The organism is Nocardiopsis moroccensis (assembly GCF_055763695.1).
This window is the reverse complement of sequence record NZ_CP199747.1, coordinates 4,632,222-4,647,885: the sequence shown is the minus strand read 5'-3', so window position 1 is coordinate 4,647,885 and position 15,664 is coordinate 4,632,222. Positions and strand designations below refer to the sequence as shown.

Annotated in this window: 16 protein-coding genes and 1 pseudogene; 10 read left to right on the top strand and 7 right to left on the bottom strand. The window is 71.0% G+C overall.

Features of this window, described 5'->3' with window-relative positions:
• Window positions 1-86 precede the first annotated feature (86 nt).
• Complete coding sequence (locus ACUKCB_RS20525) at window positions 87-845, top strand: sulfite exporter TauE/SafE family protein (RefSeq protein ID WP_473037221.1); 759 nt, start codon at window positions 87-89, stop codon at window positions 843-845.
• Between the two features lie 12 nt (window positions 846-857).
• Here the strand turns inward: ACUKCB_RS20525 and ACUKCB_RS20520 are convergent, their stop codons facing one another.
• The 3 genes from ACUKCB_RS20520 to ACUKCB_RS20510 all read right to left on the bottom strand — a co-directional run bounded on the left by ACUKCB_RS20520 (window position 858) and on the right by ACUKCB_RS20510 (window position 3,151).
• Window positions 858-1,484 (bottom strand): HD domain-containing protein, encoded by a 627-nt coding sequence (locus ACUKCB_RS20520; RefSeq protein WP_473037220.1) that lies wholly within the window; start codon window positions 1,482-1,484, stop codon window positions 858-860.
• 204 nt (window positions 1,485-1,688) lie between these two features.
• A complete protein-coding gene (locus tag ACUKCB_RS20515; RefSeq protein WP_473037219.1) occupies window positions 1,689-2,567 on the bottom strand; it encodes an alpha/beta hydrolase family protein in 879 nt (292 codons plus the stop codon).
• Window positions 2,561-3,151, bottom strand: coding sequence for a TetR/AcrR family transcriptional regulator (locus ACUKCB_RS20510; protein WP_473037218.1), 591 nt, complete (start codon window positions 3,149-3,151; stop codon window positions 2,561-2,563). The genes ACUKCB_RS20515 and ACUKCB_RS20510 overlap by 7 nt, the downstream gene beginning before the upstream one ends.
• Before the next feature lie 450 nt (window positions 3,152-3,601).
• Between ACUKCB_RS20510 and ACUKCB_RS20505 the strand changes: the two genes are divergently transcribed.
• Window positions 3,602-5,062, top strand: coding sequence for an aldehyde dehydrogenase (NADP(+)) (locus ACUKCB_RS20505; RefSeq protein WP_473037217.1), 1,461 nt, complete (start codon window positions 3,602-3,604; stop codon window positions 5,060-5,062).
• A gap of 45 nt (window positions 5,063-5,107) precedes the next feature.
• Here the strand turns inward: ACUKCB_RS20505 and ACUKCB_RS20500 are convergent, their stop codons facing one another.
• A complete protein-coding gene (locus tag ACUKCB_RS20500) occupies window positions 5,108-5,758 on the bottom strand; it encodes a hypothetical protein (protein ID WP_473037216.1) in 651 nt (216 codons plus the stop codon).
• Between the two features lie 55 nt (window positions 5,759-5,813).
• On the opposite strand from ACUKCB_RS20500, the gene add reads away from it, so the two are divergent.
• Entirely contained in the window at window positions 5,814-6,848 is a 1,035-nt protein-coding gene (gene add / locus ACUKCB_RS20495) for an adenosine deaminase (protein WP_473037215.1), read from the top strand.
• Window positions 6,849-6,950: 102 nt separating this feature from the next.
• On the opposite strand, the gene ACUKCB_RS20490 is transcribed toward add, so the two are convergent.
• Window positions 6,951-8,072 carry a CapA family protein gene (locus ACUKCB_RS20490; protein ID WP_473037214.1) on the bottom strand — a complete coding sequence of 374 codons (1,122 nt, stop codon included), beginning with the start codon at window positions 8,070-8,072 and terminating at the stop codon, window positions 6,951-6,953.
• Window positions 8,073-8,962: 890 nt separating this feature from the next.
• On the opposite strand from ACUKCB_RS20490, the gene ACUKCB_RS20485 reads away from it, so the two are divergent.
• The 3 genes from ACUKCB_RS20485 to ACUKCB_RS20475 all read left to right on the top strand — a co-directional run bounded on the left by ACUKCB_RS20485 (window position 8,963) and on the right by ACUKCB_RS20475 (window position 11,890).
• A complete protein-coding gene (locus tag ACUKCB_RS20485) occupies window positions 8,963-10,006 on the top strand; it encodes a chaplin family protein (protein ID WP_473037212.1) in 1,044 nt (347 codons plus the stop codon).
• Between the two features lie 177 nt (window positions 10,007-10,183).
• On the top strand, window positions 10,184-11,041 hold the full coding sequence (locus ACUKCB_RS20480) for an SURF1 family cytochrome oxidase biogenesis protein (protein WP_473037211.1): 858 nt from the start codon (window positions 10,184-10,186) through the stop codon (window positions 11,039-11,041).
• Window positions 11,042-11,065: 24 nt separating this feature from the next.
• Window positions 11,066-11,890 (top strand): class I SAM-dependent methyltransferase, encoded by an 825-nt coding sequence (locus ACUKCB_RS20475; protein ID WP_473037210.1) that lies wholly within the window; start codon window positions 11,066-11,068, stop codon window positions 11,888-11,890.
• Window positions 11,891-11,900: 10 nt separating this feature from the next.
• Here the strand turns inward: ACUKCB_RS20475 and ACUKCB_RS20470 are convergent, their stop codons facing one another.
• On the bottom strand, window positions 11,901-12,443 hold the full coding sequence (locus ACUKCB_RS20470) for an RNA 2'-phosphotransferase (protein ID WP_473037209.1): 543 nt from the start codon (window positions 12,441-12,443) through the stop codon (window positions 11,901-11,903).
• A gap of 84 nt (window positions 12,444-12,527) precedes the next feature.
• Here ACUKCB_RS20470 and ACUKCB_RS20465 point away from each other — a divergent pair.
• Together ACUKCB_RS20465 and ACUKCB_RS20460 are read left to right on the top strand one after the other, a co-directional pair.
• Window positions 12,528-13,103: pseudogene (locus ACUKCB_RS20465) on the top strand (TIGR02452 family protein); the annotation flags it as partial.
• 33 nt (window positions 13,104-13,136) lie between these two features.
• Window positions 13,137-13,586 (top strand): GNAT family N-acetyltransferase, encoded by a 450-nt coding sequence (locus tag ACUKCB_RS20460; RefSeq protein WP_473041079.1) that lies wholly within the window; start codon window positions 13,137-13,139, stop codon window positions 13,584-13,586.
• Window positions 13,587-13,658: 72 nt separating this feature from the next.
• Here ACUKCB_RS20460 and ACUKCB_RS20455 read toward each other — a convergent pair whose 3' ends face one another.
• On the bottom strand, window positions 13,659-14,285 hold the full coding sequence (locus ACUKCB_RS20455) for a MerR family transcriptional regulator (RefSeq protein ID WP_473037208.1): 627 nt from the start codon (window positions 14,283-14,285) through the stop codon (window positions 13,659-13,661).
• A 102-nt stretch (window positions 14,286-14,387) separates the two neighbouring features.
• Between ACUKCB_RS20455 and ACUKCB_RS20450 the strand changes: the two genes are divergently transcribed.
• Both ACUKCB_RS20450 and ACUKCB_RS20445 read left to right on the top strand, forming a co-directional pair.
• Complete coding sequence (locus tag ACUKCB_RS20450; RefSeq protein WP_473037207.1) at window positions 14,388-15,422, top strand: hypothetical protein; 1,035 nt, start codon at window positions 14,388-14,390, stop codon at window positions 15,420-15,422.
• Window positions 15,359-15,610 (top strand): Smr/MutS family protein, encoded by a 252-nt coding sequence (locus tag ACUKCB_RS20445; RefSeq protein ID WP_473037206.1) that lies wholly within the window; start codon window positions 15,359-15,361, stop codon window positions 15,608-15,610. The genes ACUKCB_RS20450 and ACUKCB_RS20445 overlap by 64 nt, the downstream gene beginning before the upstream one ends.
• Window positions 15,611-15,664 lie beyond the last annotated feature (54 nt).

The following is a 15,664-nucleotide window of genomic DNA, read 5'->3' as shown; positions in this document are numbered from 1 at the left end:
CCCGGCCTGATGATCCGATGACCCGGTCTCGTAGGCTGTGCTGGCCCTCGACGGTCGGGGAGCGACAGATATCGGGAAGCGGCGCGATGGAACTCTGGGAGGCTCTGGTCATTCTGCTCGCCGGTGTGGCCGCCGGCGGGATCAACGCCATCGCCGGGTCCGGGACGCTCTTCACCTTCCCGGTGCTGCTCGCGCTCGGCTACCCGCCGATCACTGCGACGGTCTCCAACACCATCGGCCTGGCCCCCGGTACGCTCAGCGGCACCATCGCCTACCGGCGTGAGCTGGCCGGGCAGAAGTCCCGGGTCCTCCGGCTCGGCTCGATGTCCTTCCTCGGAGCGGTGACCGGAGCGCTGCTGCTGGTCCACCTGCCCTCCGGCGTGTTCGAGGCCGTGGTGCCGTTCATGATCGGTGCCGCCTGCGTGCTGATCATCCTCCAGCCCCGTATCACCACGTGGGTCCGCTCCCGCAAGCCCGCCCGCCCCGACGGCGGCCCCTGGCTGCCGGTGGGCGCCTACGCGACCGGTACCTACGGCGGCTACTTCGCCGCCGCGCAGGGCATCATCCTGCTGAGTTTCCTGGGTACCGCGCTGGACGACGACCTCCAGCGGATCAACGCGCTGAAGAACGTGATGACCACCATCGCCAACACCACCGCGGCGGCCTTCTACATCGCGCTCGCCTCGCCCGCCTGGCCGGTGGTGGGGCTGATCGCGGTCGGCACCGTCATCGGCGGTTACCTGGGCGCCCGGTTCGGCCGTAAGCTCAGCCCGGCCGCGCTGCGCGTGTGCGTGGTGCTCGTGGGGCTGTCCGCCGCCGTCCAGCTGGTCGCGGGCCGGATCTGACCCGGGTTCCGCTCAGGCGCCGCGGAAGTAGCCGCGCCGGTCGGCGTCGTCGATCAGGGCGCCGGCGTAGGCCCCCAGGGCCTCGGAGCCCTCGGCGATCAGCTTCACCTTCTCGGTGACCTGGGCCCGGGTCACCCCGAAACGTACCCAGGCACCGCCCTCGTTGTGCCAGTTGGCGAGGATCGGGGCCAACCGGTCGACCGCGCGGGCGAACCGGGCCTCCGGGGTACGGCGGGCCTCGAACTCGTCCCACAGCTCACGGGCGTGCGCTGCCTGGTCCTCGGGGAGCAGGGGGAAGAGGCGGTCGGCGGCGGCGCGTTCGCGCTCGTCCTGCGTCTCGGCGTCCACCTGGTCGAAGAGGAAGGTGTCACCCGCGTCGATCTCCACGATGTCGTGGATCACCAGCATCTCGGTGACGCGGTCGATGTCGGTGCCCTCGGGTGCGTACTCGGCGAAGGTGCGGGCGGACAGGGCCAGGTGCCAGGAGTGCTCCGCGGAGTTCTCCCGCCGGGAGCCGTCCACCAGCAGGTTCTGCCGCAGGACGCGCTTGAGTTTGTCCGCTTCGAGGAGGAAGCGCAGCTGCGCGTTCAACCGCTCGTTGTCGACCCCGCTGGCAAGGACCGGTGCCGGTTCCGTCACGTGGTTCGCCCTCCTGGTGGATGAGTCGAAACGGGTCAGATGGGACCGCGGCGCGGTCGCCCCTGGATGATCCCATGGAACGTGTACCGGCTGTCGCGGCGGAGTCCGGGAAGCGGCCGCGGGGGAAGCCGGAGGGGTGGACCGGGTGAACCCCGGTGTTCTGCGTGCCCCATCCGGTCTCACCGGGTCGGGGCACGGGCCCGGCTAGCTGCCGGTGACCGCTCGTACCTGCGCGGAAGGGGCCAGGTGCTGGTGGAACCACTCGGTCAGGGCCCGGTCGGTGAGGACCCCGGCCGGGGTGAGCGGACCCGGTTCGAGGCCGGGCTCGGGGCCGATCGCGTGCGCCAGGTCGGGGACCACGATGTGACGGAGCGCATTCCCCGCGCCCTGCGCGGCCAGGGTGTCGTGGAAGGCCGAGCCGTGTGCGGACGGGACCACCTCGTCCCGGCCGCCGTTGACGACGAGCAGCGGGGTCGCGTTGCGGGAGATCTCTGCGGCCCTTCCGGAGAGGTCCAGCCAGCCCCGGGCCTGTTGGGCCTGGGCGCTCCAGCGGTACGGAGTGCCCGTGCGGCGTTCGCGTGCGGCCACCAGCAGTGCGGGGTCGACGATGGGGTTGATGGCCGCGGCGGCACCCACGGGGATCCGGTCCTCGGCCAGGGCCAGCAGTGCGGCGGTGGCCCCGGCTCCCACCCCGACCAGACCGACCGGGGCGTCGGAGACGGGGAAGGCCGAACGCAGTTCCTCGGTGACCCGGCGCAACTCGGCCGCGGCCTCCTCCACCACGGGTCCGAAGAGTTCGACGAGGTAGTCGCGGGCCCCGCGCTGGTTGATCTCGGCGACGCCGCCCTCGGGCAGGCGTGCTCCGAACAGGGGGAGGCCGAGGTAGACCCGCCAGGCCGGGAGGGAGGTCATGGGCACGGCTCCGGCCAGGGCCGACTCGCTGCGCGGTGGCTCGAAGGCGTGCAGGCCCACGACGAGCGGTGCCGGGGACTCGGTGGGCATCGCCGGGGGCAGGGCGAGGAAGGGCACGCCTGCGGCGGTCCCGGTGACGGGACCGGACAGGGGTGGGGCGTCGGCTACCACGGGAGGTCACCTCCAGTGCGTTCGGAGAAGTGGGACAGGTAGCTGCTGACGAGGCGCTTGGCCTCGTACACCAGGGCGGGGTCGCCGTCGGGGCTGTCGCGGAACGCGAGCTTGAGTACGGCGTCCGCCGCCTCGACGGCCACGTGGATGGCACGGTCGAGTTCGTCGTCGTCGGTGATGCCGGTGACGGAGACGATGATCTTGCGCAACCGTACGGATATGACCCGGTTGTTGTCACTGCCGCCGCTGAGCAGCCGGGGGTCGACTATGTCACCGAAGTGCAGGCTGCGAAAACCCGGCACGTTGCGGTGCATGTCGATGTACTCGTCGATGATGGTGTCGACGGCGACGGTCCAGTGGGTGAAGGAGGTGTCGGCCAGGCGGTCGGTGACGCGGGCGCTGAACTGGTCCAGGAAACGCAGCCCGAGGGCCTGGGTGATCGCCTTCTTGTCCGGGAAGAACTGGTAGACGGAGCCGATGGCCACCCCGGCGCGTTCGGCGATCCGGGTGGTGGAGAGATTGTCGTAGCCGACCTCGTCGAGCAGGTCGGCGCAGCAGTCGAGCATGCGCTGGACCCGGACCATGCTGCGTTGCTGGGCCGGGAGCCTGCGCAGAGGGGCCTGCGCGAACGCGAGTTCCTCGTTGGCGACGCTTGCGGGTCCACGGTTCTCACGCGACGCGGTGGTCCCGTTGGCCGCACCGGGAGACCGCCGTGCGCGCGGGGGCGTTGAGCTTCGGGAATTAGTCGTCACACAACCTATGATGCCTTTCCGGAATCACCTGGTTCCGGGGAAATTCCAGTTTCGTGCCAAAGAACCCCGGGAGAGGTCGTCCTTGACGGGGCCGGCCGACGTTCTCCGAGGTGGAAGCGGGAGTGAGGGGAACGGAACGGAGCAGCCCCTTTTGTCCTCCACGCCCTCTGTTGTCGCTGTAGGTAGTCGGAATGTCGCATTCCGGTCCGTGTTACCCGCCGGAGGGCGTGGCATTGTGGGGCCTTGCCCGACGCAGCGCACGTACCCCTCCAGGAGGTTGGCGTGAACACCGAAGCCCCCGAGACCACACCCGAAGAGCTCGACGCCGTACTGCGGCGCGCGGCCGACGCCGCACCGCTCCACGCGGCCCTGCCCGCCGCCGAACGAGCCCGCGCGCTGCGGGCCGTCGCCGACGCCCTGGACGGGGCGGCCGACGAACTCGTCCCCGTCGCCATGGCCGAGGCCCACTACCCGGAGGCACGCTGCCGGGGCGAGCTCGGCCGGACCACCTTCCAGCTCCGCCTGTTCGCGGACGTACTGGAGGAGGGCGAGTACCTGGAGGCGATGATCGACCCGGCCGACCCGGACTGGGGCACCCCCCGGCCGGACGTGCGGCGCCTGCTCGTACCGCTCGGCCCGGTGGTGGTCTTCGGGGCCGGTAACTTCCCCTTCGCCTTCTCCACCGCCGGAGGCGACAGTGCCTCCGCCCTGGCCGCGGGCTGCCCCGTCGTGGTCAAGGCCCACCCGGGCCATCCCGAACTGGCCCGGCGCACCGCTGACCTGGTCATCGCGGCGCTGGCGGAGTCGGAGGCACCCGAGGGGGTGTTCGCTCTGGTCAGTGGATTCGAGGCGGGGCGGCGCGCGGTGACGCACCCGCTCACGCGTGCGGTCGGCTTCACCGGCTCCATCCCCGGCGGACGGGTCCTGTACGACCTCGCCGTCTCGCGTCCGGACCCCATCCCGTTCTACGGAGAGCTCGGCAGCGTCAACCCGGTCTTCGTGACCCGGGCGGCGATGGCGGCCCGGGGCGAGGGAATCCTCGAGGGGTACGCGGGTTCGGCCACGATGGGGTCGGGCCAGTTCTGTACCAAGCCCGGGGTGGTGTTCGTCCCCGAGGGCGCCAAGCTGGACGCACTGGTCGACGACCTGGCGGCCCGGGCCGCCGCTCCGCTGCTCAACGACCGGGTGGCCGAGGGGTTCGCACGTGGTCTGGACGCGTTGGCCGCACACCCCTCCACGGAGGTGCTGGTCAGCGGGGAGGGGACCGGGCAGGGCCGGTCGCCGAGCCTGCTCCGTACCGACCTGGACTCCCTGCTGGAACACTCCGAGGACCTGCTCGCGGAGTGCTTCGGCCCCGCCACGCTCGTGGTGACCTACCCCGACGAACGGCGCCTGCTGGAGGTGGGCGGGGTTCTGCACGGTCAGCTCACCGTCACCGTGCACGGTGAGGAGGACGATCCGATGGCCCCGGCGCTCCTGGCCCTGGGCGCCTCGGTGGCGGGGAGGGTGGTCTGGAACGGTTGGCCGACCGGGGTGGCGGTCACCCACGCGATGACCCACGGCGGCCCCTACCCGGCGACGACCGCGCCTTTGCACACCTCGGTGGGCAGTACCGCGATCCGCCGCTTCCTGCGGCCGGTCACCTACCAGTCGGTGCCGCAGCCCCTGCTACCCCCGGAACTGCGGGACGGCAACCCGCTTGCCGTGCCCCGGAGGGTCAACGGCGGGCTGCCGTCGGAGTGAGGTTCCGGTCTCCGGCCGTCCGGGGAGCCGGTGCTCTGCGAACGCTCAGGTGGCGGAGGCGTCGTAGGCCTCGCGGAAGGCCTTGAAGCGTTTGTGCTGCCCCCTGGCGTAGGAGTAGACGAGGACGAAGAGCGTGAGGAACACGGTGGCGGGCCCGAGCTGGAACAGGTGCTGGGCATCGAACCCGGGGCCGATGACGTCGGCCAGGGGGAGCAGGGCGGAGAACACTATGACGACGAACAGCCCGCCCATGTAGTAGTTGGGGTTGCTGTTGGACACGAGCCGGTCGGACAGCCGACGGGCCAGGTGGTTGATGGCCGGGTCCGGCCCGAGCCGTCCGCTGGCCGCCTGGAGCCTGGCCGAGGCGTACCGGACGGGGTCGGACTCCTCCACCTCGGGCAGGTTCCTCCCGTGGAAGTACATGGGTACGGCGACGAGGAGGGCGCCGACGAACGCCGCGAGGAGGACCCCGACCAGGGTCCAACCCGGAATGCTGGTCGGATCGGCCAGGGACGGGGCTGCGGCGACGGTGGCGAGGAGGGTGGTGGCCGCGGCGGCCAGGGCGGCACCGCGGAGCGCGAAGCCTGCGGGATGGTTCTGGGCGTAGAGCTGGATCCGGGCCCCGGTGATCTGGGAACCGCTGGGGCGGGGGGCGTGGGGGCCGGCGGGCTGCGGGTTGTTCCTCTCGAAGCTCATGTCCACGAAGGTACGGCGGTGGTCCCCGGCCCCACCACGCTCTTATGTTGGCTCTATGGATCAGATTTCCCCCACTTTCGTCAGGTCGCTCGTCCAGGACCTGCCCAAGGTGGAACTACATGTTCACCTTGAGGGCTCCATGCCGGCCGAGACCCTCTTCGAGCTGGCCGGACGGCATCGGGTGAGGGGCGTCCCCGACACCCTGGAGGAGCTCAGGGACTGGTACGCCTTCACCGACTTCCCGCACTTCGTCGAGGTCTACCTGGCGTCGGTGCACACGCTGCGGGAGGAGGCCGACTTCGCGCTGCTGACCTCGGTCGTCGCCGAGCGGCTGGCCGCGCAGAACGTGCGCTACGCGGAGGTCCACGTGAGCCTCTACGCCCACCTGATGCGCGGCGTACCGTCGAAAGTGGTGTTCGACGGGATCGAGCGCGCCCGGTTGGACGCCGAACGCGAGCACGGTATCCGGCTGAGGTGGATCCCCGACTTCCCCGCCGACTTCGGGGTGGAGGCGGCCGAGAGGACGGTCGAGGCCGTGCTCCGGGACGGCCCGCCGAGTGTGGTCGGGTTCGGGGTCGGCGGTGTGGAGACCCCGCTGGGCCAGTACACCGACGTGTTCGGCCGGGCCCGGGCGGCCGGGCTGGCCAGCCTTCCGCACGCGGGTGAGCACGGCGGACCGGAGCGGATCCGTGAGGCCCTGGACCTGCTGGGGGCCGAGCGGATCGGGCACGGCATCGACGTGATGAAGGACCCTGAACTGGTCGAACGGCTGGTGGCGGCACAGCTGCCGGTGGATGTCAGCCCCACCTCCAACATCTGCACGCGTGCGGTGCGGCGGATCGGGGAGCACCCGCTTCCCGCCATGCTCGACGCCGGCCTGCTGGTCACCCTCAACAGCGACGACCCCACCATGTTCGGCAGTGACCTGAGCGGTGAGTACGGGGTCGCCCACGGGTTGGTGGGGGCCGAGGGGCTGGTGCGGTTGGCCCGCAACGGGGTGCACGCCTCCTACCTCGGCGCGGCCCGGCGTCGGGAGCTGTTGGCGGAGATCGACGAGGTGGCAGCTCGGCACGGGGTGCCGACGCCCTGAGGTCCGGGGGCTCCGGGGACGGTACGCGCACCGTCCCCGGAGCCCCCGGAGCACCGGCCCGCCAGGACGGCGGGGCCGCGGAGGGGCGGCCCCGCTCACGGTCTAGGCAGGCGAGTCGCTGAGCGGCAGCCCGCACTCCTGGCGCATGTCCACCCAGTTCTGCTGGGCCCGGTCGGCCGCGTCCCCCTCGTAGGGGATCGGGACGCCGCCCTGGATCTGGGCGGGGGCCCAGTCGGACTCCAGGACGTTCCCCTGGTCGAAGGTCAGGGTGAGGACACCGGTCTCCGCGGTCGGGCCGCTGAAGTTGTAGAAGACGAAGTTGCTGAGCCCGTAGTGCACGTAGGCGTCACCCTGGAACCCTCCGGGGGAGAGCACGTGGGCGTGACCGCCGACCACGGCGCCGGCGCCCGCCTCGATGAGGTCGTCCGCCAGTTGGGGGGCGTGCGGGAGCGGGCAGTGCGCGCCCTCCAGCCCCCAGTGCAGGAAGACCACGACGTTGTCGTGCTCGGCCGCGGCCTCGGAGACCGCCTGGAGCATCCGGTCCTTGGACTCGGACTTGGTGGAGGCGAGCCCGGGCTTGCCGTCGCCGGCGGTCCAGGCGGAGATGAGGTGGTCGTCGAGCACGTCGGTGGCACCGAACATGGCGATGCTCTGTCCGTTGACCTCGGCCACGTGCGGCGTGTAGGCCTCGTCCGCGTCCCGGCCCGCGCCCACGAGCGCGACGGGGGAGTTCTCGCCGTTGTCGAGGGTGTCGATCAGCCCCGATTCGCCGTAGTCCATGCCGTGGTTGTTGGCGATGGTGGCCACGTCGACGCCCGCGGCGTCCAGGGCCTCCAGCGCACTGCTGGGTGCGCGGAAGACGAAGTCCTTGCCGGGGATGGGCGTACCGCCCTCGGTGACCGCGGTCTCCAGGTTGACCATGGCGAGGTCGGCGGCGGAGAGCTGCTCGGAGACGGGGCCGAGCGCGGTCCCCGGGTCGTTCAGGCGGGACCGGAGTAGCCCCTCGAACATCACGTCCCCGCCGAAGGCGACGCTGAAGGGTTCGGAAGCGGGCTCGGAGGAGGCCTGGGGCTCGGCGGTCCCCTCCTCCGGTGTTACGGCCCCCTCGTCCAGCTGGTCCTGGTCGTCCGTCGAGGAGCAGGCGGCGACGAGCGCCAGTGCGAGGGTCGCGGCACCGGCCGCGAGGATCCTGTGGGTACGCGGGCGTGGGTCTTCCGGGTTCATACACGCTCCATTGAGGGGGAATCAGGGGCCTGTCCGTCCGATAGGACGCGTCCCCGCTGATCCCGGTTGGCCGTCGTGATCGGACGGAGGCCTTCGGCAGGCCCGGCCCGTCATCGTTCTTTCGCCCTCCGTTGCGCGTGGTCCACGGAGGGTGTCTGTGGGTCACTTGTCCGGTGTTGGTGGGCCCTTGGTCGGGAGATGGCCCGCCGGAGCCAGGGTAAACGGTTCTGACCAGCTGTTTTGTTCTTCCTCCTGATTTCGGCGCGTCGTTCTCGGTCGGCTGCTGGAGGGGACCGCGGATGGCGGGGGTGCGCTGGAGCGGTGGTGCGCCCGCCCCGGCGGGCGGGTGCGCGTCCTCGGTGGGGCAGACAACTTCTTTTCCGTCAAAAGGGGTGTTCGCGGCATTTGTTGCATAAGGTATTAGGCGCTCCGAGGGGGCAGGAAAACGAATCTACGAAGTCTTTTAGTTTTCCTCTGTGGGTCTCCGCGGGGATTTTTTTCGACTCGCATAGCTACTCTGTGTTGTCAATTGAATGCATAAAGTTGTCAAGTAAAGCTCTTTGATCAGGGGTAATGTCTCTGAGTAATTATTTAAAAGCACAGAGTGTCCAAGGCTTGGGGAAACATTTCCAGAAAAGGCCTGCGCGACCTACATGGCTGCTAGCGTTTCGGTCTGTTGGCAGTTCCAGTCGGAAAGAACTCCGAAAGAACAGAACCGCCATCTCTGCCTGTGCACGCGGGCTACACCGCCGTCCCGACGACTTCGAGGACGGGCCCGCCCCTCGTGCGACCCGGGTCGCCGCATCCGCGGCGCCGGGCTCGGGCACACGGCAGGCGCGCCCCGCTCAGCGCATCCCCTGGCAGTCTTCGTGAAAGGTCCAAGCCGCACCATGCGAAACACGTTCCGTTACTCCTTCGCCACCGCACTGACCGCGGGGCTGGTGCTCGCGCCGTTCAGCGCCGCGTTCGCCGACGCCGAGACCGACGGCTCCGGCGGTGTGGCCAGCGGAAACCAGCTCCTCGTCCCCGTCGACGTCGAGGCCGACCTGTGCGGTAACTCACTGGCTGTCCTCGGGATCTCCCAGGCCGAGTGCACCCAGGTGTCCGAGGTCCTCTACGAGAGCAGCGGCCAGGGCGCCTCCACCGACGGTTCCGGCGGTGTGGCCAGCGGAAACCAGATCGTCGTCCCGGTCGACGCCGCCATCGACATCTGTGGCAACTCCGTGGCCGTGGCCGGGATCTCCAAGGCCGACTGCGTCGAGGTCGTCGAGGACCTGAAGGAGGGGGCCGACGACGCCCCCAGCACCTACACCGACGGTTCCGGCGGTGTGGCCAGCGGAAACCAGATCGTCCTTCCGGTCGACGCCGCCATCGACATCTGTGGCAACTCCGTGGCCGTCCTGGGCGCCTCCAGCGCTCAGTGCAACACGATCATCAACATCATCCACGCCTCCCCGGACAACGAGGCCGCCCCCGCCACCGACGGTTCGGGCGGTGTGGCCAGTGGCAACCAGGTCGTGGTCCCGGTCGACGCGGCCGTCGAGATCTGCGGCAACGCCGTGGCGGTGCTCGGCATCGCCGAGGCCGCCTGCGTCGAGCAGATCTCCGACGAGGAGGAGCCCGAGGGGCCGGGCGAGACCGAGGAGCCGAAGGAGCCCGAGGAGCCGGGCCAGACCGAGGAGCCGAAGGAGCCCGAGGGGCCGGGCCAGACCGAGGAGCCGAAGGAGCCCGGTAAGGAGAAGGACGAGGACGACTCCGACAAGGGCGACGAGAAGCCCGCACCCGAGGAGCAGGCCGGCGAGGAGCTCGCCGTGACCGGTGGCGCGCTGGGCGGCCTGGTCGCCGCGGCCGTGGCCGCGGTGGGCGCCGGCGGTGCCGGTCTGTACTTCGCCCGTAAGCGCAAGGCCGCCGTGGCCGTCGCTGACGAGGAGTAGACCCGCAGAGCAGGACGTATGCCACACGGGGTCGCCGGCAGGACCGGCGGCCCCGCCCGTGTGCCCGGGGAGGGCCGTCGGCCGGGCGGGGGAGGGTCGCCGGCGGGAGCTGCGGGCGGGGGACCCGGAAGCGGGGGCGGTGCGGGCGGGCCGGGAGCGTCTCATAACCTCGAAGACGTGCTCAAAGTCCTGTTCTCCTCACGCATGACGGCCTTCCACGCGATGGTCGTGGTTCTCGTGCCGGCCTTCGTCTGGCTGGGGTTCTGGCAGCTGGACCGTGCCGAGATGCGCAGCGCGGCGGTCGACCTCCAGCGGGAGAACGTCGCGGCCGACCCCGTCCCCGTCGGCGAACTCGCCTCCGTGGGCGGCGACGTCGACCCCGCCGACCGCTGGCGCACGGTCGAGGCCACCGGGACCTGGGACCCCGAGCACGAGGTGCTGCTGCGCAACCGGGACGGCTCCCGGGGTGTGGGCTTCCACGTCCTGACCCCGCTGGTCACCGAGGACGGTACCGGTCTGCTGGTCAACCGGGGGTGGATCGAGCGCGGGGAGAACGCGAAGGACACCCCGGACGCCCCGCCGCTGCCCGAGGGCACCGTCGAGGTGACCGGGCGCCTCCAGTTCGGCGAGACCGAGGAGAACACCGGGCTGCACAACCGCGAGGGCATGCCCGAGGGCCAGATCATGTTCGTCGACGTGGACATGCTGGCGGAGGAGCTGCCCTATCCGATCTACGGCGGCTACGTGGAGCTCACCGGGCAGGACCCCGTGCCCGACCCGGCGCCGGAGCGGGTCGCCCTCCAGGAGGAGAACACCGGCATGAGCGCCTCCTACGCCGTGCAGTGGTGGGTGTTCGCCGTCGTCGCCGTCGTGGGATGGGTCGTCCTCATCCGCCGTGAACTGCGCGACGCGCGCAGTGGCGCGACGGGCGGCGAGCCGGGGGCCGGAGCGGCCCAAGGGAACGGGGACACTGGGGAGGGGTCCGCGGAGGGCCCCGCACCGGCGGAGGAGGGGCCCGGGCGGACCCGGGCCTGAACCCGCCCCGGACCTAGGAGCATCGTGTACGACGAGGTGGACTACCCGGCGCCCGGACAGGTGGAACGGCGCGCGGTGGGGGGTGCGGAGAGTGCCCGGGCCGGGCGGCTCTGGTGGGACGGTGCCGCCGACGCCTACCAGGCCGAACACGGGGACTTCCTCCGCGACGCGGGTTTCGTCTGGTCACCCGAGGGGTTGGACGAGGCCGAGGCGGGGCTGCTCGGCGACGTGAGCGGGAAGAGGGTCCTGGAGGTCGGCTGCGGCGCGGGCCAGTGCGGCCGGTGGCTGCGCTCCCGGGGGGTGCGCGAGGTGGTCGGGTTCGACCTGGCCCGGCGGCAGCTCCAGCACTCCGGACGGATCGACGAGCAGACCGGGTACCGGTTGCCCGTGGTCCAGGCCGACGCCCAGCGGATGCCGTTCGCCGACGACTCCTTCGACGTGGTCTTCTCCGCCTTCGGGGCGTTCCCGTTCGTGCCCGCGGCCGAGTCCGCCCTCGCCGAGGCGGGGCGCGTGCTCAGGCCCGGAGGGCGGTTCGTATTCTCGGTGACCCACCCGATCCGGTGGTGCTTCCCGGACGACCCCACCGAGCAGGGGATGACGGTCGACCAGTCCTACTTCGACCGCCGGGCCTACGTGGAGGAGGACGACGCGGGCCGGGCGGTCTACGTCGAGCACCACCACACCGTGGGTGACTGGCTGCGCGGGATCGTCGCGGCCGGCCTGGTGCCGCAGGACATGGTCGAGCCGGAGTGGCCGCAGGACAACGACCAGGTGTGGGGCGGCTGGGGGCCGGTACGCGGCCGGATGGTTCCCGGCACGGCCATCTTCCGGGCGGTCAAACCCGCCTGAGGGCGGGCGCTCAGCCGAGCAGGTACTCGGGCGGGACGGCGGCGGCCGGCCAGACCCCGTTTCCGGTCAGGCAGAACTCGTGGCCCTCGGCGTGCATGCGCGCGGAGTCGACGGTGACCACGACCGGGGTGCCCCTGCGTGCGCCGACCCTGCGCGCGGTCTCCGGGGCCGGGGACAGGTGCACGTGGTGCCGGTTCATCGGGCGCAGTCCCTCCCGGTGGATCGCGGGCAGGAAGCGGCCCACGGTCCCGTGGAAGAGGCGGGTGGGCGGTGCTGCCGGTTCCGGCTGGAGATCGACGCGGACCGAGTGCCCCTGCTGGGCGCGGATCCGCAGGCCGTCCGGGCTGAGCGCGAAGCGTTTCTTGTCGTTGGTCTCCACGATCTCCCGCAGCCCTTCGGGGGTGAGGCGCAGACCGGCACGGCGGCACCCGGAGACGAGGGCGTCGGTCCCGGTCCAGCCCTGGGGATCGAGCGTCAGCCCGGCCCGGGCCGGGTCGTGTCGCAGGACCAGGGAGAGGAACCTGGACGCGCGGTGGAGTTCCTTGTCGTTCATGGTTCCCATGGTGCGGACCGGGCTCTGCTGGTTCCAGGGGTTTTCGACTGCCCCGGGCCTTCCGCGTCGGTAAACCCCTTGGGGGTGGCGGCGCTGAACTTCGCCTCGGCCCGAAGGCCCGGCGGTGGCGTACTCAACGGGGCGCAGGCCCAGGAGGAGAGCCTGGCCCGGTCCAGCGCGCTGTACGACTCCCTGACCCGGTGCCCGGAGTACTACGAGTACCACCGGGCGGAGCGCGGGCTGCTCTACACGGACCGGGTGATCTGGTAGCCGAGTGTCCCGGTGTACCGGGACGACCGCGCGGGGTGGCTTGCCGAGGCGGTGGCCGTCGACTTCCTCACCGCGGCCGCACCCAACCGGCGGATGATCGAACGAGACCAGCCCGAACTGTCCTCCCGGGTGCCGGGGGCGTTCGACCGGCGCGCCCGCGCGGTGCTGGTCGTCGCCGCCCACCACGGCGCCGAGCGGTTGGTCCTGGGGGCGTGGGGCTGCGGTGTCTTCGGCAACCGTCCGTCGGAGGTGGTCGAGGTGTTTGCCGGACATCTCCGAGGGGAGTTCGAGGGGGTGTTCGCCAGGGTCGTGTTCGCGGTGCTCGACCGCGACGGGGAGGTACGGCGGCCCTTCGAGGAGCGCTTCGGGAGAACCCCGAGGGACGCGTGAGTTGAGGGTGGCGTTATGGAGGGGGAACCGGACGTGGACGGCGTGCGGATCAGGGCGGCGGTGCCGGAGGATCACGGGCGGATCCTCGCGGTCTGTGACGACTGGTGGGGCAAACCGGTCGCGCACATCCTCCCGAGGCTGTTCCTCGACCACTTCCACACCACCAGTCTCACCGCGGAGGCCGAGGGCGTGCTGGCCGGTTTTCTGGTGGGTTTCCCCTCTCCCGCCCGGCCCGATGAGGCCTACGTGCACTTCACCGCGGTGTCCCCGGACCACCGGGGTAACGGGCTGGGCCGACGGATGTACCGGAGGTTCGCCGGCGCGGCCCGGGCGGAGGGCCGTTCGGTGGTGCGGGCGGTCACCGCGCCGACCAACGACCGTTCGATCGCCTTCCACCGGTCGCTCGGCTTCACCGTGACCGGACCGCACACCGACCACGACGGCCCCGGCGTGGACCGGATGTGCTTCGAACTGCGCCTCTGAGGACGACCGGCCCCGGGGCCGGTGCGATGGCCGGGACGGGCCCGGAGGACGTGGGGCGGTGCGGGTTCCGGCTCAGCTCCCGTGGCGGCGACGGGCCTCGCTCGCCTGGGCGAGTCGGCGCAGGGAGGCCAGGAGCCGTTCCCCCAGCACGGTGCCGACCACCACGGTCCTCAGGACACCGTCCAGGTTGGTGACGCCCTCCACGTAGTCGTGGTCCAGCCGGGCGGTCTGTCCGGCGGCTTCGGCGTAGCCGTCGAGCCACTCCGGGGTGAGCTCGAAGCCGGAGCCCTCCAGGGCTGCCATCACCCGGGCCAGCTCCTCGCGCAGGGCGGAGCCCGGGTGGACGTGCCAGCCGTGCCGTTCGGCCAGGGCGTCCGCGGCGGCCAGGTCCTCCTCGCTCACGTCGCCGCCGTCCCCGGGCCCGCCGTCGACCCTCTTCAGGGTGAGGCCCATGAGGTCGCCGAGTTCGGGGCGCTGGTCCCCGTCGATCACCTGGAGGAGGTCCCGGGTGGCGGCGACGGAGAGCCCGCCGACCTCCGTGAGCGCGCCGATCAGGCGGAGCCGGTCCAGGTGGCTCTCGTCGTAACGGGCCTGGTTGGGGCTGGTGAGCTCGCCGCGGTGCAGGAGCCCCTCCCGCACGTAGTACTTGATGGTCGGTACGGAGACCCCAGAGCGTTCGCTCAGTTCCGAGATGCGCATGCCGTTCCTTCGGGAGCGGAGGCCTCTTGCGCCCGCGCCCCAAATTATGGATAGTTAGCTTATCCGTAGTGGATAGTGTGAGTATCTACCTGAGGGGCCCTCATGTTACCGTCGTCCGTCGCCCGGGGACTCCGGGCAGCTCACCACTGGCACCGGCCGCTCATGGCGGCCGCCTACGCCTGTGTCCTCCTCCTCGCCGTGAGCACGGTCGGCCTGGCCGTCGACGACCGTGTCGTCAACGGTGAGGCGGCCTGGCTGAAACCGTTCAAGTTCTCGCTGTCGATCATCGTCTACAACGCCACCCTCGCCTGGCTGCTCTCCCTGGTCGTCCGCTGGCGGCGGGCGGGCTGGTGGCTCGGAGCGGTGGTCGCGGCCATGTCCCTGGGGGAGATGGCGCTGATCATCACCCAGGTGGCCCGGGGCGAGATGAGCCACTTCAACAACTCGACCGCGTTCGATTCCGCCGTCTACACGGTCATGGGCACCATGATCACCGTGCTGTGGGTGGCGACCTTCGCCATCGGGGCGATCCTCCTGTTCCAGCGGATCCGTGAGCGCTCCACCGGCTGGGCGATCCGGATCGGTGTGGGGATCGCGCTCCTGGGGATGGGCGTGGGGCCCCTCATGACCAGCCCGACCCCGGCCCAACTGGAGGAGTCCTCCGGGGGAGCCCCGGACGTCGTCGGCGCGCACACGGTCGGCCCGGCCGACGGCGGCCCCGGCCTGCCCCTCGTCGGATGGAGCACGGTCGGCGGAGACCTGCGGGTCGGCCACTTCCTGGGTATCCACGGGCTCCAGGTCATGGTCCTGCTCGTGCTGGTCCTGGGCGTCCTCTCGGCCCGGTTCCCCCGCCTGCGAGACGATGGCACGCGCCGCCGCCTGGTGGCCGTGGTCGGCGCCGCCTACACGGGCCTGACCGCGCTGACCGTCTGGCAGGCCCTGCGCGGCCAGTCCGTGGTCTCCCCCGACGCGCTCACCCTCGCCGCCGGCGGGGCGGTCACCGTGCTCACCGTTCTGGGGCTGGTGTGGGCCCTGCGCGTATCATCCGGGCAGGCGGACCGGGAGGACGAAGAGTGCGACTCAAACTCGACCTGCACGACATCTTCAACAAGGGGCGGAGCATCGACCAGGCCCTGAACGACATCATGGACGAGGCCGAACGCAAGAAGGCCAAGACCGTGGAGATCATCCCGGGCAAGGGTTCGGGCCAGTTGAAGAAGCGGGTGCTGCGTTTCCTCGACCGCAAGGACGTCAAGGCGCGCTACCACCGGGTCGAGAAGGACTCGAAGAACTTCGGTCGGCTGTTCATCCACTTCAGGCACTGATGCGGGGGCGGAGAATCCTGACGCTCAGTGCTTGGTGGACATTGCGTAATACTC